At 46.1% G+C, this 22,134-nt stretch carries 18 protein-coding genes and 2 tRNA genes; 4 read left to right on the forward strand and 16 right to left on the reverse strand.

Going from position 1 to position 22,134, the window contains the following annotated elements; all coding sequences use genetic code 11:
• Positions 1 to 176: 176 nt before the first annotated feature.
• The 3 genes from VR7878_RS02865 to VR7878_RS02875 all read left to right on the forward strand — a co-directional run bounded on the left by VR7878_RS02865 (position 177) and on the right by VR7878_RS02875 (position 4,235).
• Entirely contained in the window at positions 177 to 2,216 is a 2,040-nt protein-coding gene (locus VR7878_RS02865) for a sensor domain-containing protein (protein ID WP_077333262.1), read from the forward strand.
• 103 nt (positions 2,217 to 2,319) lie between these two features.
• The gene (ubiU, locus tag VR7878_RS02870) at positions 2,320 to 3,333 is read left to right on the forward strand and encodes a ubiquinone anaerobic biosynthesis protein UbiU (protein ID WP_077333264.1); all 1,014 of its coding nucleotides are present in this window, start codon (positions 2,320 to 2,322) and stop codon (positions 3,331 to 3,333) included.
• 14 nt (positions 3,334 to 3,347) lie between these two features.
• Complete coding sequence (locus VR7878_RS02875; RefSeq protein WP_077333266.1) at positions 3,348 to 4,235, forward strand: U32 family peptidase; 888 nt, start codon at positions 3,348 to 3,350, stop codon at positions 4,233 to 4,235.
• Positions 4,236 to 4,252: 17 nt separating this feature from the next.
• Here the strand turns inward: VR7878_RS02875 and VR7878_RS02880 are convergent, their stop codons facing one another.
• From VR7878_RS02880 to rlmE, 16 genes are all read right to left on the reverse strand, one after another.
• Entirely contained in the window at positions 4,253 to 5,611 is a 1,359-nt protein-coding gene (locus VR7878_RS02880) for an MATE family efflux transporter (RefSeq protein WP_077333268.1), read from the reverse strand.
• A gap of 115 nt (positions 5,612 to 5,726) precedes the next feature.
• Positions 5,727 to 6,635, reverse strand: coding sequence for a lipoprotein NlpI (nlpI, locus tag VR7878_RS02885; RefSeq protein WP_235862837.1), 909 nt, complete (start codon positions 6,633 to 6,635; stop codon positions 5,727 to 5,729).
• Positions 6,636 to 6,749: 114 nt separating this feature from the next.
• Positions 6,750 to 8,885 carry a polyribonucleotide nucleotidyltransferase gene (gene pnp / locus VR7878_RS02890; RefSeq protein ID WP_077333272.1) on the reverse strand — a complete coding sequence of 712 codons (2,136 nt, stop codon included), beginning with the start codon at positions 8,883 to 8,885 and terminating at the stop codon, positions 6,750 to 6,752.
• A gap of 275 nt (positions 8,886 to 9,160) precedes the next feature.
• Positions 9,161 to 9,430 carry a 30S ribosomal protein S15 gene (gene rpsO, locus VR7878_RS02895; protein ID WP_038178125.1) on the reverse strand — a complete coding sequence of 90 codons (270 nt, stop codon included), beginning with the start codon at positions 9,428 to 9,430 and terminating at the stop codon, positions 9,161 to 9,163.
• A 132-nt stretch (positions 9,431 to 9,562) separates the two neighbouring features.
• On the reverse strand, positions 9,563 to 10,501 hold the full coding sequence (gene truB, locus VR7878_RS02900) for a tRNA pseudouridine(55) synthase TruB (RefSeq protein WP_077333274.1): 939 nt from the start codon (positions 10,499 to 10,501) through the stop codon (positions 9,563 to 9,565).
• The gene (gene rbfA / locus VR7878_RS02905; RefSeq protein ID WP_077333276.1) at positions 10,501 to 10,896 is read right to left on the reverse strand and encodes a 30S ribosome-binding factor RbfA; all 396 of its coding nucleotides are present in this window, start codon (positions 10,894 to 10,896) and stop codon (positions 10,501 to 10,503) included. The genes truB and rbfA overlap by 1 nt, the downstream gene beginning before the upstream one ends.
• Positions 10,897 to 11,016: 120 nt before the next feature.
• Positions 11,017 to 13,719, reverse strand: coding sequence for a translation initiation factor IF-2 (gene infB / locus VR7878_RS02910; RefSeq protein WP_077333278.1), 2,703 nt, complete (start codon positions 13,717 to 13,719; stop codon positions 11,017 to 11,019).
• A 24-nt stretch (positions 13,720 to 13,743) separates the two neighbouring features.
• Positions 13,744 to 15,231 carry a transcription termination factor NusA gene (gene nusA, locus VR7878_RS02915; protein WP_077333280.1) on the reverse strand — a complete coding sequence of 496 codons (1,488 nt, stop codon included), beginning with the start codon at positions 15,229 to 15,231 and terminating at the stop codon, positions 13,744 to 13,746.
• A 21-nt stretch (positions 15,232 to 15,252) separates the two neighbouring features.
• The gene (rimP, locus tag VR7878_RS02920; RefSeq protein ID WP_077333282.1) at positions 15,253 to 15,708 is read right to left on the reverse strand and encodes a ribosome maturation factor RimP; all 456 of its coding nucleotides are present in this window, start codon (positions 15,706 to 15,708) and stop codon (positions 15,253 to 15,255) included.
• A gap of 232 nt (positions 15,709 to 15,940) precedes the next feature.
• A tRNA-Met gene (locus VR7878_RS02925) sits at positions 15,941 to 16,017 on the reverse strand.
• 58 nt (positions 16,018 to 16,075) lie between these two features.
• Positions 16,076 to 16,159, reverse strand: a tRNA-Leu gene (locus VR7878_RS02930).
• A 10-nt stretch (positions 16,160 to 16,169) separates the two neighbouring features.
• A complete protein-coding gene (gene secG, locus VR7878_RS02935; RefSeq protein WP_077333284.1) occupies positions 16,170 to 16,511 on the reverse strand; it encodes a preprotein translocase subunit SecG in 342 nt (113 codons plus the stop codon).
• A gap of 256 nt (positions 16,512 to 16,767) precedes the next feature.
• A complete protein-coding gene (gene glmM / locus VR7878_RS02940; RefSeq protein ID WP_077333286.1) occupies positions 16,768 to 18,108 on the reverse strand; it encodes a phosphoglucosamine mutase in 1,341 nt (446 codons plus the stop codon).
• Positions 18,109 to 18,125: 17 nt separating this feature from the next.
• Complete coding sequence (folP, locus tag VR7878_RS02945; RefSeq protein WP_077333288.1) at positions 18,126 to 18,962, reverse strand: dihydropteroate synthase; 837 nt, start codon at positions 18,960 to 18,962, stop codon at positions 18,126 to 18,128.
• Between the two features lie 61 nt (positions 18,963 to 19,023).
• Positions 19,024 to 20,985, reverse strand: coding sequence for an ATP-dependent zinc metalloprotease FtsH (gene ftsH / locus VR7878_RS02950; protein WP_077333290.1), 1,962 nt, complete (start codon positions 20,983 to 20,985; stop codon positions 19,024 to 19,026).
• Between the two features lie 98 nt (positions 20,986 to 21,083).
• Complete coding sequence (rlmE, locus tag VR7878_RS02955; protein ID WP_077333353.1) at positions 21,084 to 21,713, reverse strand: 23S rRNA (uridine(2552)-2'-O)-methyltransferase RlmE; 630 nt, start codon at positions 21,711 to 21,713, stop codon at positions 21,084 to 21,086.
• Between the two features lie 122 nt (positions 21,714 to 21,835).
• On the opposite strand from rlmE, the gene yhbY reads away from it, so the two are divergent.
• On the forward strand, positions 21,836 to 22,132 hold the full coding sequence (yhbY, locus tag VR7878_RS02960) for a ribosome assembly RNA-binding protein YhbY (RefSeq protein ID WP_021020609.1): 297 nt from the start codon (positions 21,836 to 21,838) through the stop codon (positions 22,130 to 22,132).
• The last annotated feature ends 2 nt before the right edge of the window (positions 22,133 to 22,134 follow it).

The raw sequence follows: 22,134 nt of genomic DNA on the forward strand, positions 1-22,134 counted from the left end.
TTGATATCAATGGCGTTATCATACTGAAAGATTAAATCTGAATTTCTGTTGTGAATCAAAAAATCCAAGACCGCCATGCGCTTCACTAATGTTATAAAGACGGTTATAGTGGCGTACTCCGTATCGATTTATAAATGCTGAGTCCCTGTCTGGTTTCGGAGCACTGAATAGTTGGCATGATTTCACAAGAATTTCAACGCTGGTTTACACAACTAACGGCACATAGTCCTTTCTTTTTTGCCATTCTCGATGCCCAGCACAATTATATGATGGTGAATGAACGCTATTGTGATATATCGGGTCTCACGCGCGATCAACTCATTGGTTCAAATGATCGGAAAGTATTTGGTGAATCATTCTATCAGGCAATTCATCCCTATTATGAGCGCGCGTTAAACGGTGAAATCGTTGAAACTGAGCTGACGCTCAACGACAAGCATCTCGCAACAACATTGCTGATATCACTCTCACGACTACAAACCGAAGGCCAGCCCCCAGCTATCATTGTTCAGGCTGCCGATATCTCAGAAAAACAGATGTTAGTCGATACCGTTGAAGAGTCAGAAAAGAAATTCTCAACATTAGTTTATATGTTGAAAGAGTCGATCCTGATTGTTGAAGAGAATACGATTATTTCCTGTAATCCTGCGGCCGCGCATTCGCTGGGGCTAAATACTGCCGATGAACTATACGGAGAGCAGCTCTCGGAAATTTTTATCCAAACCTCAAATCAGAAGCCGTTTGTTCTCAATGATTCTGCGGTCATCCAACACCCTGTTTCTTGTCATACAACACCAGCCTACGGTGAAGAACGACAGGTCACATTGCGAATTGAAACCACCAAAATTTTGGGGAGTCAGGCGTTCTTCGTTCTCATTCAATCACAAGAAAAAAAGATGCCTGAGCGATTGCATCATCCTTCGATTGATGTCCATATCGATCCGTTAACCGGCTTGTATAACCGTACCGGTTTTACCAAACGGCTTGATATGTTTATTGCAGATAACACGCCGTTGGTGATGCTCTATCTCGATATTGATAATTTCAAGAACATCAATGACTCTCTGGGGCACCACATCGGTGATAAAGTGATCCGGGAGGTCGCAGCTCGTCTCAAGCGCCTTCTCCCTCAAAATGCCATTTTAGGTCATTTGGGTGCAGATGAATTTGGCTTACTCCTGCCGGAACCGGAGAAACCCCGTTCAGCAGAAATGCTTTCCGAACGCATTATTGCATTGGTCAATCAACCTTTCGACTTGAACTATTTTACTAAAAGGCTGGCCTGCTCCATTGGCAGTGTAACTTACCCCGGTGATGGCAGTGATGCCCGTATCCTGCTGCAAAATGCCGACACCGCGATGTATGAAGCCAAAGCGAGAGGACGCAACCGGATGATTCGCTTCAGTTCCCAAATGAATAAAGAAGCAAGAACCCGGTTATGGCTGGAGATCGAGCTGCAAAAAGCGCTGCAAAATAGTGGCCTCGAAGTCTGGTATCAACCGAAAGTCAGTGCGAGAGACTTTAGCATCAACGGTGCTGAAGCATTGGTGCGGTGGAAACATCCGGTCGAAGGCTACATCAGCCCCGGCTCCTTTATTCCTGTCGCAGAAAAGGCCGGGTTAATTGAACATCTGGGCCGGGCAGTCATGCGGGATGTATTTACGACCGTCAAGCGTTGGAAACAACAAGGCCTTCTCCCCGGTCCTGTTGCAATTAACCTCTCACCGGAACAATTTGGTAACCCGAAACTGATCGATTTCATGGAAAAATTATTACGATCGACACAGCTTGATCCTAGCTGTATTACCTTCGAGCTAACCGAAAGTGCGGTCATGAGTGACAGTGAACATACCGTACAAATGTTAAATGCCATCAAAAAGCTTGGCTTTACCTTATCGATTGATGATTTTGGCACCGGATACTCATCGCTCTCTTATCTTGCTCGCTTCCCGATTGATGAGCTCAAAATCGACCGCGCGTTTATTACAGACATCGATCAGTTACCCAAACAGTTGACTGTGATCGAAAACATCATCAATCTCGGTCAATCCTTACGGCTAAAAGTCGTGGCAGAAGGTGTAGAAACACAACAACAAGCGACTTTACTCGCAAACCTTCACTGCCATTCAATCCAAGGATTCCACTTCCATCGTCCCCAACCCAAGCAAGAAATCGAAGCATTATTTGCCCAAAACCGCCGCCACAGCAGCTCATAAATCACAGTAAATTCAGGTCAAACCTGCCTCACATCAATTCATTCTGTGGCAATTTTCCATACAATACAGCCACTTCAAAAGCCACCAATGAAACTAAGTTACTATGGAACTGCTTTGTCCTGCGGGAAATCTTCCCGCCCTGAAGACGGCAATCACCAATGGTGCCGATGCGGTGTATATCGGTTTTAAAGACGACACCAATGCCCGCCATTTTGCCGGTCTCAATTTCTCAGGAAAAAAACTGGAAAGTGCTGTTCGCTTCGTTCATGAACATCACAAAAAAATTCATGTTGCTCTCAACACATTTGCCCATCCGGATCGCTTTAGCCACTGGACAGCGGCAGCGGATAAAGCGGTTGATCTGGGCGTTGATGCGTTGATTGTGGCCGATATTGCACTACTGGACTACATCTCTGAGCGCTATCCGCATCAGGAGATCCACCTTTCCGTTCAGGCATCTGCCACCAACAGTGCTGCGATTGAATTCTACCATCGAAATTTTCACATCAAACGAGTTGTACTCCCGCGGGTACTCTCGATTCATCAAGTTAAACAACTGTCTCAGTCGATTAGCGATGAGATTGACTTGGAGGTATTTGCTTTTGGTAGCCTCTGTATCATGTCTGAAGGGCGCTGCTATCTGTCTTCATATATGACGGGGGAGTCTCCTAACACCGTCGGCGCGTGTTCACCTGCGAAATTTGTTCGTTGGCAAGACACACCACATGGGATGGAAACCCGGCTGAATAACATTCTCATTGATCAATACAAACCCGGAGAGAATGCGGGCTATCCGACATTATGCAAGGGCCGGTTTATGACGGCGTTGAACGGCCAGCAGCAGTGTTATCACACGCTGGAAGAACCGACGAGTCTCAATACACTGTCGCTCTTACCGGAGCTTTTTGTCGCGAATGTCGCTTCAGTCAAAATTGAAGGCAGACAACGCAGTCCGGCGTATGTCGAACAGGTAACCAAAACCTGGCGGGCAGCGATTGACCGTTATTTATCGGCCCCGCAAAGTTATCAGGTTGATGAAACATGGAACCGAACCCTTGCCAACGTTTCCGAGGGCACGCAGACAACACTCGGCGCCTATCATAGAAAGTGGCAATAACAACGGAGTTCAAGATGAAATATGCATTAGGCCCGTTACTCTATTTCTGGCCCAAAACTGATGTTGAGCAATTCTATCAGCAGGCGCAGACATCCAGCGCTGACATTATTTATCTGGGAGAAACGGTTTGCTCTAAACGTCGGGAGTTAAAAACACAGGACTGGCTGGCAATCGCACAGGAGCTTGCCCGGACAGGTAAACAGATCGTGTTGTCAACCATGGCACTGCTTGAGTCTCGTAGTGAGCTAACCGTGATGAAAAAATACATTGATAACGGTGATTTTATCATTGAGGCTAACGATGTTTCAGCCATTCATCTCGCCAGCGAACAACGGGTGCCATTTGTCGTCGGGCCTGCGATCAACTGTTACAACGCGCATACTCTGCAATATTTTCTCCGCCAAGGAATGATCCGGTGGTGTATGCCAGTAGAGCTTTCCCATTCGTGGCTGCAACAAGTGCTGCAGCAATGTGAAACATTGGGGATTCGTAACACATTTGAAGTTGAAATATTCGGCTACGGCTATCTCCCGCTTGCCTACTCCGCCCGTTGTTTCACCGCCCGTGCTGAAAATCGTCCGAAAGATGAATGTAAGACATGTTGTATCAATTACCCCAATGGTATCCGCGTTCACAGTCAGGAAGGTCAGGAAGTCTTCAACCTAAACGGAATTCAGACGCAGTCCGGTTACTGCTATAACCTGATTAACGAATTACCCAGCATGACTGATAGTGTCGATGTCGTTCGTCTCAGCCCAACAGGAGCACAAACCCTGACAACAATTCAGACATTTCGTGATAACGAAACGGCACCACGACCTCACCCACTGGATAACCATCAGTGTAATGGTTATTGGCACCGCGTCGCGGGATTAGAAATCGTAACTGCTGAATCTCAGTAACCGGCGTTACTTCATCGTCATGATTCAGAACTCATCCCATCAGGTGGTTGATGAAATAACCGCCTGATGTCTTTATATAAAATCACTGACACCACTAACGACAAAACAATATTCGAGATCGGAAATGCCAGCCAGACACCGGTTAATCCCCATCCGAGAGGCAGTAAAAGTGGCAATAAAAACAAGAATGGTGGCTGAATCAGAATATTCCCCAGTGAAATAGTCACCGCTTTTTTACCCCGATGAATCGATTGGTAAAACGAAGATGCAACCACGATGAATCCATCCAGGCACAGAGCAATTAAGTGTAAGCGTATCCCCGTGGTGGCGTAATCGCTCAGTTCCGGGTTATCTCGGTTGAAGATGGCAATAATATCATTCGGATAAAGGTTCATAACCGTCGTCACAATCAGACCGAATGCCACAGACAATCCCATTGCCAGGCCCAGTAGTTTCTTGATATTGGCTAACTGATTCGCACCGTAGTTAAAACTCACTAACGGTTGCATCCCGTTCGCAAACCCTTCAACCGTCAAATAATAGAACGTGACCACATAGCCCAGAATGGTGTACGCTCCCAAAGCAGTCGTGCCACCATAGATCGCAAATTGGCTGTTATGTAAAGCAACCATGACGCTCCAATAGAGATACATGAAAAAGCTTGAAAGACCGACCAAAACAATCTGACGAATATCCTGCCAACGGAAAAACAGCAAATCAGAGCGTCTTAAACGTAAAGATGCTGCAGGAGAAAAGAAGTAACTGAGCCCGACAATGGTCACCACACCCTGTGATATTGCGGTAGCAATTGCCGCCCCCTGCAACCCCAGCTCCCAGACCACGATAAACAGATAATCAAAAACAATATTCAGCCCCCCGCCGATGATCATCAGATACGTTGCTAGTGCCGGGCTGTCATCGTTTCTGATCAGAAACGGTAATGCTGTCGCAGAGAGGGTAAAGCAAGAAGTAAACACCACCACTTGCATGTATGCCATCGCCAGTTGAAAGACATCGGGATCCTGCGTTTGCCACATCAGAATATCCGCCATAAAGAATCGCAGTCCCAAAGAGAGCAAGCACGCTAACAAGATCAATAAGATCAGGCTGGTACTAATCGTCTGACGGGCAGCGGATAAATTCTTTTGCCCTTTATAAATGGAGGTAATCGCGCCGGTTCCGACCCCAACCATCAGGCCGATACCAACCAATACCGCAATCATAGACCAGGCGATATTAATGCCGGCTAAACCATCAACACCAAGATACTGACCGATAAAAATGCCATCAACGAGCTGATATAAACCATTAACTAACATTGCCGCTACAGTTGGAACGGCATAGCGAAAATACTGTAAATAAATAGACCGCTGCATAGATTCAACCTAAACCTGAAATACAAACAGCCTGCAAAAATCAATGCAGGCTGTTCACCATAAACCAACTTCAGACAGCCAATTCAGCCGGAGAAGCAGTTACAATCAAGACATATCAATGGGACGATGAGTGCTCGTCTTTAATCGTATTGTATATCCGTTCCAGTTCTAAAAAAGCATAGCGATGTTCAATATACTCATAAACGTTCATTGAGATTGCAAGTTTATATAATGCGACTGCCTCAGCGTAATGTGCTTGCATCTGATAACGCTTGCCGAGATAAAAATAAGCTTCCGTTAAGCGGTGGGCGAGCACTGTATTATCACTTGTTTCTTGCATGATCTGTTTGAAAACGGTTGAATCATCGGTTTCACCCAACATCATAGCAACCAGAGACCATCCCCAAGTCTCCTTTGGCTGAGACTGATGGGCGTGATAACTTTGCATCAATTGTTTCCGCGCCGCTTCAGCGTCCATTTCACTCACGATCAAATAACGCCATAAAGCACTAAAAGGATCGGCTGAGTCTTGTTGCATGGCTTGTTCGATTTCATCCCGGGCTAAACGGTGGCGCCCACCGTAATACAGCGCAATCGCCAGATTCCTGCCGGCATACACACTCTCCGGTGCCAGCTCTAATGCTGAATCAAACGACTCATAAGCGGAATCGAAATCATTGATTTCCGTGTAATAGACGCCAAGCATGTTGAACACTTCCGGCTGAGACGGATAAAAACGTAAAGATTGTTCGAAGTCCAGACGAGCCAGATTTTTTAAACCCAGCATGTCGTAGCTATTACCACGTTCAAAAAAGACTTTGGCTCGAATCTCATCGGTGAGTTCTTTTTGCTGTAGCAGTTGGCTCAAACGCAAGATTTTTACTTCTTGTTGAATCGTCGGTTGTAATGGCCGCGCCATCGGGGCATAAAGCCATTCAGACTCCTGCTGATGCCGAATCGATGAGCACCCTACGCTCAAAAGCAAGCCGAGCCCTGTCAATACCGTGAGAAACCACTTCGCCAAAATTATTCTCCTTAACGCTCTCATAAAAAAAGGGAGCAAAACAGCTCCCTTTATAACATCATGCTTGCCAATAAAAAAGCAACCCGGCGGATTATCTAATCCTGAGATGCGTTTCTATTCTGCGTCAGATTGTTCTTGTTGTGGCGCGTCTTCAGCAGCAGGTTTTGCAACTGCTTCTTTCATACTCAGACGAATACGGTTCTGACGATCGATCTCCAACACTTTTACCTGAACTTCTTGGCCTTCTTTCAGGTAATCAGTCACTTTCTCGACGCGCTGCTCTGCGATTTGTGAGATATGAACCAGCCCTTCTTTACCACCAAGAACAGCGACAAAAGCGCCAAAGTCAACAATACGAGTGACTTTACCAGTGTAGATCCGACCAACTTCAACTTCAGCCGTCAACTCTTCGATACGACGAATCGCATGTTTAGCCGCTTCGCCTTCTGTCGCAGCAATCTTGATCGTACCATCATCTTCGATTTCAATCGTAGTTCCGGTTTCTTCGGTCAATGCACGAATTACCGCACCACCTTTACCGATCACATCTTTGATCTTATCGGCACTGATTTTCATCGTATGGATACGTGGCGCAAACTGAGAAATATCATCACGCGCACTGTGAATTGCTTTATCCATTACAGACAGAATGTGCAAACGAGCGCCTTTTGCCTGATTCAAAGCAATCTGCATGATTTCTTTGGTAATACCTTCGATCTTGATGTCCATTTGCAGTGCGGTTACACCATTCGATGTACCGGCAACTTTAAAGTCCATATCACCGAGATGATCTTCATCACCCAAAATGTCAGATAAAACCACAAAATCATCGTTCTCTTTGACCAGTCCCATTGCAATCCCGGCAACGGAAGCTTTAATCGGCACACCTGCATCCATTAATGCCAGCGATGAACCACAGACTGAGGCCATTGAAGAAGAACCATTCGATTCTGTAATTTCAGAGACGACGCGAACCGTATAAGGGAATTCATCAATCGATGGCATCACTGCCTGAATCCCGCGTTTCGCCAAACGGCCATGGCCGATTTCACGACGCTTCGGTGATCCGACAAAACCAGTTTCACCGACACAGTAAGGAGGGAAGTTATAGTGGAACAGGAAGTGCTCTTTTCTCTCACCGGTTAACTCATCAATAATCTGAGCATCACGCTGTGTTCCCAGTGTCGCAGTAACGATCGCTTGTGTTTCACCACGGGTAAAGAGTGATGAACCATGAACGCGAGGCAGGACACCCGTACGTACATCCAGCGCCCGCACCATATCTTTTTCACGGCCATCGATACGTGGTGCACCAGACAGAATACGGCCACGAACCACTTGTTTCTCTAATGAACTCAGCATGTTGCGTAGTTCATTTTCGTCCAGCGAATCATCTTGTGCAAGTAAGTTAGCAATCACTTCAGATTTGATTTGACCGACTTGCTCATAACGCGCCATTTTTTCAGTGATCTGATACGCTTCAGCAAAGCGGGCTTCGGCATGTTCAGCAACCAATGCTTTGAGGCTAGAGTTCACTTCAGGTGCACTCCATGACCATGCAGGTGTGGCAACTTCAGCGGCAAATTCGTTAATCGCCTGAATCACAGCCTGTTGCTGTTCATGACCGAATACGACCGCAGAAAGCATTTCTTCTTCAGAGAGGATATCAGCTTCAGATTCAACCATCAGTACAGCATTTTCTGTACCCGCAACAACCAGATCCAGACGAGACTCTCCAAGTTCTTTCGCACTTGGGTTCAAAACAAGCTGACCATCGATGTGGCCCACACGAGCCGCGCCAATCGGACCATTAAATGGAATACCGGAAATCGCCAGTGCGGCAGAGGTTCCGATCAGGCTAGGGATATCAGGTTGAACATCAGGGTTTACTGCCATCACCGTGGCAATAATCTGAACTTCATTGGTAAAGCCATCAGGGAACAGCGGGCGGATCGGGCGGTCAATCAGGCGCGCCGTCAGCGTTTCCCCTTCAGAAGGACGACCTTCACGTTTAAAGAATCCGCCAGGAATCTTACCGGCAGCATAAGTACGTTCTTGATAGTTCACAGTAAGCGGGAAAAAATCTTGGCCTTCTACCGCTTCTTTTTTGCCAACCACAGAAACAAATACTGATGTATCGTCCATGGTGACCATAACTGCTGATGTTGCCTGACGTGCAATTACGCCAGTTTCAATCGTGACGGTGTGATTGCCGTATTGAAACGTTTTTACGACTGGTTTTTCAAACATTATTCATTATTCCTTTGTCTAGGTTATCCTAGAAATGGGTTATCAATACTCAAGGCATCACAAATCGCGACTAGTAAAAGGATACTGAACAATCCAATCTCCTTTGAATAGTCGCGACCTTTTGGCCGACTTCGGTGACTGTCATGCTTTGAGCCTGTACATTGAAATCAATTAACTGATTTCAACGGTCGCTAGTATAAACTACTCAAGCGGTCTTTGGCTAAATTTAGCCATTAAAAAAGGGGCTTTCGCCCCTTTTTTGTACAAATCCAATCTTAGCGACGTAGGCCAAGACGTTGGATAAGGTCGTGGTAACGATCCAGATCTTTACCTTTCAGGTAGTCCAGAAGCTTACGACGACGAGAAACCATGCGTAAAAGACCACGACGGCTATGGTGATCGCCTTTGTGCTCTTTGAAGTGACCTTGAAGATGGTTGATTGAAGCTGTCAGTAGAGCGACTTGAACTTCTGGTGAACCAGTGTCGCCTTCGCCACGCGCGTAATCAGCAACGATTGCTGCTTTAGTTTCTGCATTCAGAGACATAATTTCTCTCCTAAGAGTTTGAGTTTTAGTTTGTGTCAGCCAATCTCTGATTCAGCCGACACGAGGAGCGGGGATTATAGAGAATATTCCCTAGTCCCGCAATAGCAAATCATCCGGAAAACAGGCTATATTTCATTGACGAAAAACGACTAATCGTTTTGGCGCTATTTTGCCGTCATCATCGATTTCACCGACACCGATAAAGCGTTGTTCTTCACCGGCAGTCAAACGCACTGTACCGCTTGTCGGTATCCCGAAAACCTGAACAGCCTGACCTTTCTGGACCATTTCTGCCAAATCAGGTATCAGATTTATTTCGGGTAATGACTGAACCGCGGAATCCATCGGTAACAGGAGCGGATCGAGTAAAACTCTTGGTGCGACATCCTGTTCACACGCTGCTTCGAGGATATTTTCAAGCTCGTCGATAGTCACCATCCGCTCTGCCGGATACTGTGCAACAGCCGTACGGCGTAAATACGTCACATGGGCACCACAACCTAACATTTCACCGAGATCATCGACAATAGTACGGATATAGGTTCCTTTGGAACAATGAATCTCCATCTCAACCTCATCCGCTTCATAGCGGATCAATTCGATGGAATAAACAGTGATCTGCCGCGACTCTCTCGGAACTTCAACACCTTCTCGTGCATATTCGTATAAAGGGCGACCTTGATACTTTAATGCCGAAAACATGGAAGGAATCTGAGCGGTTTCGCCTTTAAATTTCTCGATCGATTGCATCAGCAACGATTCGGAGATTTGAACGGGGCGAGTCTCAACAATTTCGCCATCAGAATCCGATGTATTGGTACGCACACCGAGCTTTGCAATCACCCGATATTTTTTATCGGAGTCGAGAAGAAACTGAGAAAACTTGGTTGCTTCTCCCAGACAAATCGGCAGCATACCGGTCGCTAAAGGATCTAATGCGCCTGTATGACCGGCTTTTTCCGCAAAGAAAATTCGCTTCACTTTCTGGAGTGCATCATTGGATGAAATTCCCGTAGGTTTATCCAATAAAATGATACCGTCAACCGGACGACCTTTTCGACGACGAGCCATTACGCCTCCTCATCCGAACCTGATTCATCTCTTTTTCGTTTGTCTTCATCAACCGCTTGGTTGACCAGATTCGACATGCGCATCCCCTCAACCAAAGTATCATCATAAACAAAACGGACTTCAGGAGTCAGACGCAGACGGATCCGCTTGCCTAACATCATACGAATATGAGATTCATGCTCTTTCAAGGCTTTCAGGCAAGTTTCCGGCGTCTGTTCCCCAACGCATAAGAAGGAAACATACACTTTGGCATAAGCCAAATCCCGGGAAACTTTTACCTCAGAAATGGTCACCATACCAAGACGGGAATCTCTGACTTCACGCTGCAATATCATTGCCAGCTCTTTTTGCAGCTGCTGAGAAACGCGCTGCGTACGACTAAAATCTTTTGCCATATTTCAACTTTCTCATAGAAAGAATGGGGGGATGGTCCAGCCAACCCCCCATGGTGTATTCAACAACCAACGTTCCGTTCAACAACCGATTGTGTGGTATAACTTTACCATCAGCCCCGGTTAGTCGATTGAACGTTTAATTTCAATTGTTTCAAAGACTTCGATCTGGTCACCAACACGAACGTCGTTATAGTTTTTCACACCGACACCACACTCGTAACCACTCTTCACTTCTGCGACGTCATCTTTAAAGCGACGGAGTGACTCCAGCTCACCTTCATAAATAACAACGTTATCACGCAGCACGCGAATCGGATTATTCCGTTTGATCAGTCCTTCAGTCACCATACAGCCTGCGATAGCGCCCAGTTTCGGAGAACGGAACACATCACGGACTTCTGCCAGACCGATAATTTCCTGTTTAAATTCAGGCGCTAACATACCGCTCATCGCCTGTTTCACTTCATCAATCAATTGATAGATGATGGAGTAGTAACGCAGATCAAGGTTCTCTGCTTCGATAGTGCGGCGAGCGGATGCATCGGCACGGACGTTAAAGCCCAGGACGATAGCATTCGATGCTGCCGCCAATGTCGCATCAGTTTCGGTAATACCACCGACACCGGAGCCAACAATATTCACTTTCACTTCATCAGTTGAAAGTTTAATCAATGCATCGCTAATCGCTTCAACCGAACCTTGAACATCAGCTTTCAGGACAATGTTCAATTCAGCAACTTCACCGGCAGTCATATTAGAGAACATATTCTCTAGTTTCGCTTTCTGCTGACGAGCCAGTTTCACTTCACGGAATTTACCCTGACGATAATTGGCAACTTCACGCGCTTTACGTTCATCACGTACAACAGTCGCTTCATCACCAGCAGCCGGAACACCAGAAAGTCCGAGCACTTCGACCGGGATAGATGGGCCGGCTTCCTGCACTTCATCACCGACTTCATTACGCATTGCTCTGACGCGGCCGTACTCCTGACCACAAAGCAGGATATCACCTTTACGCAGCGTACCGGACTGAACCAAAATTGTTGCGACAGGGCCACGACCTTTATCCAGACGAGACTCAACCACAACACCAGATCCCATGCCGTCAGCAACGGCATTCAGTTCCAGCACTTCAGCTTGAAGAAGAATCGCTTCTAACAAGGCATCCACGTTGGTTCCCTGTTTGGCAGAGATATGAACGAACATATTCTCACCACCCCACTCTTCAGGAATGATGTCATACTGAGCCAGCTCATTCTTGACGTTGTCCGGGTTGGCATCTTCTTTATCGATCTTGTTCACAGCAACAATAAGCGGTACTTTCGCTGCCTTTGAGTGCTGAATCGCTTCGATTGTTTGAGGCATAACACCATCATCAGCCGCAACAACCAATACAACGATATCCGTTGCCTGAGCACCACGAGCACGCATTGCCGTAAATGCCGCGTGTCCGGGAGTATCGAGGAAAGTAATCATGCCATTGTCAGTTTCAACATGATAAGCACCAATATGCTGGGTAATACCACCCGCTTCCCCGGATGCAACGTGTGTACGACGAATGTAATCCAGTGTTGAAGTTTTCCCGTGGTCAACGTGTCCCATAATGGTAACAACCGGTGCACGAGGAACGGCTTCAGAGGTACTGTCCCGATCAGAAAGAACCGCTTCTTCCAGTTCATTCTCTTTGCGGAGAATCACTTTATGTCCCATTTCTTCGGCAACAAGCTGTGCAGTTTCTTGATCAATCACTTGGTTGATTGTCGCCATCGCACCCATTTTCATCATGATTTTGATGACTTCAGTGCCTTTCACTGACATTTTCTGAGCCAGTTCAGAAACAATGATTGTTTCACCAATAACCACATCGGATTTTGCAACAGTCGCGTTTTTATCAAAACCTTGCTGCATTGATGAAGGCTTTCCTCGGCCTCGGTTCGAGTTACGTCCACCTTTTCCACCGCGAGGACGCATATCACGTTCTTGGCGTTGTTCATCGCGAGCAGAAGCTCTTTTCTTCGCTTTTGCGCGACGACTACCTTCATCTCGACGGTCTGCTTCGTCTTCTGCCTCTTGGGCATAACGGGAAGTAGTTAGATGGTAATCTGTGTATTCGTCTTCCATATCACCTTTTTTCTCTTCTGCAGCAGACCAACGCTCTTGATTCTTTTCAGCCAATTCACGCGCTTTTTCGAGCTGACGCTGACTTTCCTCTTCAGCTTTACGTCTCAATTCTTCTTCCTGACGACGCTTCAGTGCTTCGGCTTCTTGTCGCGCTGCCTCTTGCTTGGATTTCTCTTCATCAGAAAGTTCAACTTTCTGACTGTTTTTCTCGTCACGCTTCGCTTTTTCTTCAGCTTCACGCTTCATCTGCTCTTCAGCTTCCCGTTTCGCTTTTTCCTCAGCTTCACGCTTCGCCTGAGCTTCCAATCTTGCTTTTTCAGCTTCTAACTTTGCTTTCTCTTCAGCTTCACGTTGAGCGGCTTCTTCTGCCTCACGTTTAGCTTCATCTTCGATTGTACTACGCTTAACATACGTACGTTTTTTGCGCACTTCAACCTGAACATTCTTACTTTTACCACCTCCCGCATTCACACTCAGTGTGCTGCGAGTTTTTCGCTGTAATGTTAAACGAGTCGGTTCATCCTTTGAAGAGCTGCCACCGTGCTCTTTACGCAGGAAAGTTAACAGTCTCTGTTTTTCATCTTCAGAAACACTATCCGCTCCCGTTTTTGCCATTCCAGCATCAGCAAGTTGCTCTAATAAGCGGTCAACTGGTGTACCAATCTCTTCACTCAGTGCTTTAACTGTAAGTTCTGTCATGCCGCTTTCTCCCCTTGCTGAAAATTACGCGTCTTCGCCAAACCAACAAATATTACGCGCAGCCATAATTAATTCTCCAGCGCGTTCTTCTGTCAGTCCTTCGATACCTTCAAGATCATCAATTCCCTGGTCAGCCAAATCTTCGAGAGTCGTAACTCCTTTGGCTGCCAGTTTATAAGCCATATCACGCTCAAGACCGGATAGATTAAGCAAGTCTTCAGCTGGCTCACCTCCATCCAGTGATTCTTCTCTAGCCAAAGCAAGAGTTGTCAGTGCATCTTTTGCACGAGTCCGCAATTCCTCAACAAGGTCTTCATCCAACCCGTCAACCTCAAGCAACTCATTCACTGGTACATAGGCAACTTCTTCCAATGTGGAGAAGCCTTCTTCAACCAACAATTCAGCAAAATCTTGCTCAATATCCAGATGCTTCATGAACAACTCAATTGATTCAGTTGATTCTTCCTGATGTTTCTTCTGAAGATCTTCAATCGTCATCACATTAAGTTCCCAGCCGGTTAACTGAGAAGCCAAACGAACATTTTGCCCACTACGGCCAATTGCCTGAGCCAAATTGTCGGCTTCAACAGCGATATCCATCGAATGAGCATCTTCATCAACGATGATAGAAGCGACATCAGCAGGAGCCATCGCATTAATAACAAATTGAGCCGGGTTATCGTCCCACAGCACAATATCAATACGCTCGCCACCCAATTCGCCGGAAACGGCCTGAACCCGTGCACCACGCATCCCGACACATGCCCCGACAGGGTCAATGCGCTTATCATTGGTTTTCACCGCAATTTTAGCTCGGGAGCCCGGATCGCGGGATGCACCTTTGAGCTCAATTAACTCTTCACCAACTTCAGGAACTTCAACACGGAATAATTCAGCCAGCATTTCAGGCTTAGAGCGAGTAATGAAGAGCTGGAAACCACGCGCTTCAGGTCTGACTGCATAAAGTAAACCACGAACGCGATCGCCCGGACGGAAATTCTCCCGAGGAAGTTGGTCTTCACGTAAAATCACAGCTTCAGCGTTATTTCCGAGATCAAGAATAATACTATCCCGGTTAACTTTCTTCACCGCACCGGTGACCAATTCACCTTCATTATCAATAAATTGCTCAACAATTTGTGCCCGTTCCGCTTCCCGAACTTTCTGGACAATCACTTGTTTAGCAGTCTGTGTGGTGATCCGGTCAAACTTAACTGATTCGATTTGATCTTCAATAAAGTCACCCAACTCGATCGAGTCATCGTCAAATTGAGCAGCTTCAACTGAAATCTCTTTAGTCGGATTTTGAACTTCTTCTACCACCAACCAGCGGCGGAATGTTTCAAACTCGCCAGTTTTTCTATCAATTGCAACACGGACATCAATATCGATGTCGTATTTCTTCTTAGTTGAAGTTGCTAACGCAGTTTCAAGCGCTTCAAAAATACGTTCACGAGGAACAGCCTTCTCGTTTGAAACCGCCTCAACTACCGCTAAAATTTCTTTACTCATTATTTCCAGCCTCTTTAAGACTTAAAATTTAGGGATCAGATTAGCTTTTGAAATGTTGCTAAGCGCGAATTGTTCTTCTTGCCCATCAACTGTAACCACAATGGTTTCACCATCAACCGATTGGATGGTACCTTTCCATTTGCGGCGGTTTCCAACAGCCATTTTCAAAACAATATTGACCTCGTGACCAATAAATTGCTCGTAGTGTTCAGATTTAAACAAAGGTCTGTCTACGCCCGGAGAAGAAACTTCAAGGTTATATGCCACAGAAATAGGATCTTCTACATCAAGCACAGCACTGACCTGACGACTCACCTCAGCACAGTCATCTACAGTAATACCATTGTCGTGATCAATATAAATTCGTAGCGTCGAGTGTGCTCCGGCACGAACAAACTCTAATCCGACTAATTCATAACCTGCAGCAACAACAGGTGCCTCAAGTAATTCAGAAAGTTGTTTTTCTAACCCTGTCATTTAAACGACTCCAGAAACAAAAAAAGGGCTATGAGCCCAATTTCAATTCCAAGCAAACAGACCAATCTCTGATGTATGAATAGTCATGACTACTCATACACAAGAATCAGATAACAAAAAACCCCGATAGTCGGGGTTTTTATCTATGCTGGACCCTGAATGTTAAGACGATGTCTTAACATATAGTGAGAACATATATCTCTCACTACCAAACTTGCAACCAATCGATAATTGGTTGCGGGGGCCGGATTTGAACCGACGACCTTCGGGTTATGAGCCCGACGAGCTACCAAACTGCTCCACCCCGCGTCCGACTTGCTGAGCATTATACGCTCTCAATCTTCATTTACAAGTTTGTAAAGAATAATGGTGCCGAGAGAGGGACTCGAACCCTCACACCATAGGCGCTAGCACCTCATGCTAGTGTGTCTACCAATTTCACCATCTCGGCCAAATTCTTCTTACTGTGGTATTTCACTGCCGTTTGAGTCGTCAGCAGGAACACCATCATCAGCCTGAGTTTGCTCTTGAACCGCTTGGTTCTGAGCGGGATCAACCCATTGCGACTTCGCTTTATGTGTTGATAAATTCCCTAATACCAGACTAACAATTAGGAATACAGTTGCAAAAATTGCAGTCATTCGGGTCAAAAAATTTCCAGAGCCACCGGCACCAAATACTGTATTTGAAGCACCGGCCCCGAATGAGGCTCCCATATCTGCGCCTTTACCTTGTTGAATCAACACCAATCCGATGATAGCAACCGCTGCCAACAGGTAAATCACAAGTAGAACTGTAAACATAACATATCCACCTATGTTCCAAATTGTTGAGCCAGCGCCGTTCTTATCAATCGACTCGAACTAGGCTAGCGCCCTCCGTATCGGAAGTGGGGGCAATACTAACGAAAGGATTTAAAACTGGCAAGAGGATAAATTACTTTTTTTTCAAATTCATGGTTAAGCGGTTAAAAAAGGGACAGTGTCCGTACTTTCTGCACTCATCCAATGTAAATGCCCAAAAAAAGGAACCGTCAGACAAGGGTTCCTTTTTCATTATTTAACAGTTTGCCTTCACAACATCAGCAATTTTTAATGCCGATTCCCGGACTAGCGCTTCATCTTCACCTTCGACCATGACTCGCAATAAGGGTTCGGTGCCCGATTTTCTCAGCAGAACACGTCCTTTATCTCCTAATTCAGCTTCAACAGCAGCCACACACTGTTTTACGGCTTCTGCATCGAGTGGATTAGAGTCACCGCTGAAACGAACATTCTCCAGAACCTGTGGGAAGAGCTTCATGCCACTGGATAATTCACTCAGTGACATTTCGCTATCAACAACGGCAGTCAAAACCTGTAGCGCAGCAACAATGGCATCTCCGGTTGTCATTTTATCCAGCAAAATCACATGCCCTGAATTCTCTGCACCGATTTTCCAGTTTTTTTCCAGCAATTTTTCCATAACATACCGGTCACCGACTGCTGCCCGGGCAAACGGGATTCCCAGCTGCTTCAGCGCAACTTCCATACCAAGGTTGGTCATCAATGTACCGACAACACCGCCTTTCAACTCCCCTTTGCGCAGCAAATATCGAGCAATAATATAAGCAATTTGATCACCATCGACTTTGCGACCCAGTGCGTCTACCATGATGATACGATCTCCGTCACCATCAAACGCCAAACCTATATCTGCCTTTTCTTCCAGCACTTTCTGCTGGATTGCTCTGATATCAGTCGCACCGACCTGTTCGTTAATGTTTAAACCGTTTGGATTCACACCAATAGCAATCACATCAGCGCCCAGCTCTCTGAAAACACTTGGTGCGATATGGTATGTTGCCCCATGTGCGCAATCCACGACAATTCTTAACCCAGACAAACTTAATCTGGATGGGAAAGTGCTTTTGCAAAACTCGATATAACGGCCGGCAGCATCGGTTAAGCGAGAGGCTTTGCCTAGTTCGGCGGAGGGAACACACTCAATCACTTTATCCAGTTCTTGCTCAATTTCGAGCTCCACCTCATCAGGCAATTTTGTCCCTTCAGAAGAAAAAAACTTGATACCGTTATCATCATACGGATTGTGGGATGCTGAAATCACGATCCCGGCTTCAGCACGAAAGGTTTGCGTCAGATAAGCCACTGCCGGTGTCGGCATAGGGCCAGTCAATGTGGCTTCGAGACCGGCGGCTGCCAACCCGGCTTCCAGTGCGGATTCCAACATATAACCGGAAATGCGAGTATCCTTACCGATAATCACCTTACGGGTTCCCTGCTTCGATAAAACCCGACCGGCAGCCCAACCGAGTTTCATCACGAAATCAGGGGTAATCGGAAATTCTCCAACCTTTCCCCGAACCCCGTCGGTACCAAAATAGCGTCTGTGATTCGACATCGATATTCCTACTTTTATTATGATTGATTCGCTTGAATCATACTGATTATTTTCATCGCTTCAACGGTTTCATCGACATCATGAACCCTGAAAATCTGTGCGCCTTGCATGGCTGCCACCGCAGCGCAGACAACACTCGCAACCATGCAGTCAGCGGGCTGTTTACCAAGAAATTTATGCAGCATTGTCTTTCTTGACAGACCAATCAACAATGGCAAACCAAACTGATGAAAAGTATTTAGATTGGCTAATAAATGGTAATTATGCTCAAGGGTTTTGCCAAACCCAAAACCGGGATCAAGAATAATATTTTCTCGTCTGATCCCTGCTTCTTCACAGATGGTAATTCTGTCATTTAAAAAAGTGTAAACATCTTGAACAACGTCACGATATTCAGGACGCTCTTGCATGGTTCCGGGTTGTCCTTGCATGTGCATTAAACAGACAGGAATATTCGCCTTCGCAACGACGGCTAATGCATCAGGCTCCTGAAGTGAACGAATGTCATTAATCATATCTGCACCGGCATCAATGCTCTGTTGCATCACTTCAGCTTTGCTTGTATCGACAGAAATCCATATATCCGGATATTTTTGCCGAATAGCGCCGACCACAGGAACGACCCGTTCCAATTCTTCGGCTACAGTAACTTCGGCAGCCCCCGGGCGAGTAGATTCTCCCCCGACATCAATAATCGTCGCACCAGCTTCAATCATTGAATCGGCATGGGCTAATGCTTTTTCCGGAGAAGTGAACTGCCCACCATCAGAAAAAGAGTCAGGCGTCGTATTCAAAATCCCCATCACCTGAGGGCTACTCAAATTTAAGGTTTTATTGGATGACCGAATTTCCATAACACTCCCATAATAGCAAAAGCCCCGACTATACCGGGGCTTTTTTCACAGACAAAACGAGTTACTCTGTTCGTCCATTTTGATCATCATTATCTGATTTATCCTGCGGCTCTTCACTTTGAGTTTGATCAGGTGTCGAATCAGTTGTCTGTTCCGTTGGCTTCATTTTCTCTTGAGCCCTCAATTCCTGTTCAACCCATCCGGCAGGCTCCCTGACTTCGGCTTTTCGATCCATCAAATCATCGATCTGACCGGCATCAATGGTTTCATACTTCATCAATGCATCTTTCATCGAGTGCATGATATCCATATTTTCCAGCAGAATTTTTTTCGCTCGTTCATAGTTTCGGTCAATAATCTTCCGAATTTCGTCATCGATCAACTTTGCTGTATCGTCAGACATATGCTTCGTTTTCGTCACACTACGTCCCAGAAAAACTTCACCCTCTTCTTCGGTATACAGCAATGGCCCCAATTTTTCGGAGAATCCCCATTGGGTCACCATCTTACGTGCAATATCAGTCGCACGCTCAATATCGTTTGACGCCCCGGTTGATACTTTATCTGCACCATAAATCAACTCTTCAGCAAGACGTCCACCATACAAGCTAGAAATCATCGACTCCAGATGTTGCCGAGACATACTGATGCGATCCTGCTCCGGCAAGTACATAGTGACACCTAAAGCACGACCACGCGGGATGATCGATACTTTATAAACCGGGTCATGCTCAGGTACTAAGCGTCCGACAATCGCGTGTCCGGCTTCATGATAGGCCGTTGATGCTTTGGTTTCTTCTGACATGACCATGGAACGCCGCTCAGCCCCCATCATGATTTTGTCTTTTGCCAGTTCAAATTCAACCATCGACACATTACGTTTATTTCCCCGGGCTGCGAACAGTGCCGCTTCATTGACCAAGTTCGCCAAATCTGCACCAGAGAAACCCGGCGTACCACGAGCAATCAACGAGGCATTGACATCGTTGGAAGTCGGAACTTTGCGCATATGAACTTTCAGGATCTGTTCACGGCCACGAATATCCGGTAATCCAACCACAACCTGACGGTCAAAACGACCGGGACGTAACAACGCTGGGTCTAAAACATCCGGACGGTTAGTCGCAGCAATAACAATGATACCTTCATGCCCTTCAAAACCATCCATTTCAACCAACATTTGGTTCAATGTCTGTTCACGTTCATCGTGCCCACCACCGACACCGGCACCGCGCTGACGCCCGACAGCATCGATTTCATCGATGAATATAATACAAGGGGAAGCCTTTTTGGCCTGCTCAAACATGTCTCTGACCCGGGAAGCACCGACCCCGACGAACATTTCCACAAAATCAGAACCTGAAATGGTGAAAAACGGGACCTTTGCTTCTCCGGCAATGGCCTTCGCTAACAACGTTTTCCCGGTCCCCGGAGGACCAACCATTAAAACACCCGTTGGAATTTTTCCGCCGAGTTTCTGGAAACGGCTCGGATCGCGCAGATAGTCGACAAGCTCTTTAACGTCTTCCTTGGCTTCATCACAGCCGGCAACATCTCCGAATGTGGTTTTAATCTGCTCTTCAGTCATCATGCGGGCTTTGCTCTTACCGAACGACATGGCACCTTTACCACCACCGCCCTGCATCTGTCGCATAAAGAAGATCCAGACACCGATCAGAAGAATCATCGGGAACCAAGAGATAAAAATCGTACCCAGTAGGCTTTGTTCTTCAGGAGGCGTTCCCTGAACTTTGACATTCTGATTAATCAGATCATCGAGCAATTTCTGATCATACACTGGCATGTACGTTACATAACGAGTACTGCTGCCCCGACGGGTAAAAGTGATCTCACTATCTTTGAATTGTGCTTCCTGAATCTGACCCTGCCCCACTTCTTTCACGAAAGTGGTATAGTCAACCGCCCTGCCACTATTATCTCCAGGGCCAAAGCTCTGAAATACTGACATTAAGACAACGGCGATAACCAGCCATAATATTAAATTTTTTGCCATGTCACTCAAGGTGTAAGCCTCGCGATAACTAGTTGTAATTAAAGGTAGGGTACTACAGATTATAGTATGTCGCTACCGTATCAGCAGCGACGGAGCCCCGTAAATGGTTACCCTTTGTAACCAGTTGCTACAATATAGACTTCCCGGGAGCGTGCTCTCGATGAGTCTGGTTTTCTTATTTTAACCACTTTAAACAGTGACCGGACATCTTTCACGTATTGATCAAAGCCTTCTCCCTGAAAAACTTTGACAATAAAGCTACCATTCTCAGCGAGCACTTGTCGACACATGTCTAGGGCCAATTCGACCAGATACATTGCTCTGGGTTGATCAACCGATAAGTTTCCGGCCATATTCGGTGCCATATCAGACATCACAACATCAACAAGGTTCGGAGAAATTCTATCGAGTAACGCATTTAAAATGCCTTCTTCCCGGAAGTCCCCCTGAAGAAAGGCAACCCCTGCAATCGAATCCATTGGCAAAATGTCACAGGCAATCACCTGACCGGTATCACCAACAATATTTGCAGCATACTGAGACCACCCTCCGGGGGCAGCCCCCAAATCAACCACAGTCATTCCCGGCTTAAGCAGTTTATCTTTCCCTTGGATTTCTTCTAATTTGAAGATAGCACGAGAACGATAACCTTTCTTCTTCGCGTCATTTACATATTTATCATCAAAATGCTCTTTCAGCCATCGGCCTGAGCTCGCAGAATGCTTATTTTTACTCATTTCTGTTCCAATACAAATCACTTCACCAGATAAACAAAAGGCGGAAGATGTGGTCATCTTCCATAGATGGCGCTAAAATAGTTGTTTTCAACCCTAATATAGTAAATTAAATTGGCTGCATCATGAACCTAAGCACAAAACAGAAACAGCATTTAAAGGGCTTAGCCCACCATTTGAAACCCGTCGTACTCATGGGCGCAAATGGCCTGACAGAAGCCGTGCTTGCAGAGATCGAAATTGCACTCGATCATCACGAATTAATCAAAGTCAAAGTTGTGTCAGAAGATCGGGAAACCAAGCAGCTGATTATTGACGCAATTATTCGCGAAACCGGAGCTGAAAAAATCCAAACCATCGGCAAGGTGCTGGTGTTATACCGTCCTTCAGAACAACGAAGAATAGAAATTCCCAGAAAATAAAA

It is taken from the genome of Vibrio ruber DSM 16370 (assembly GCF_900163965.1).
Classification (GTDB): Bacteria; Pseudomonadota; Gammaproteobacteria; order Enterobacterales; family Vibrionaceae; genus Vibrio; species Vibrio ruber.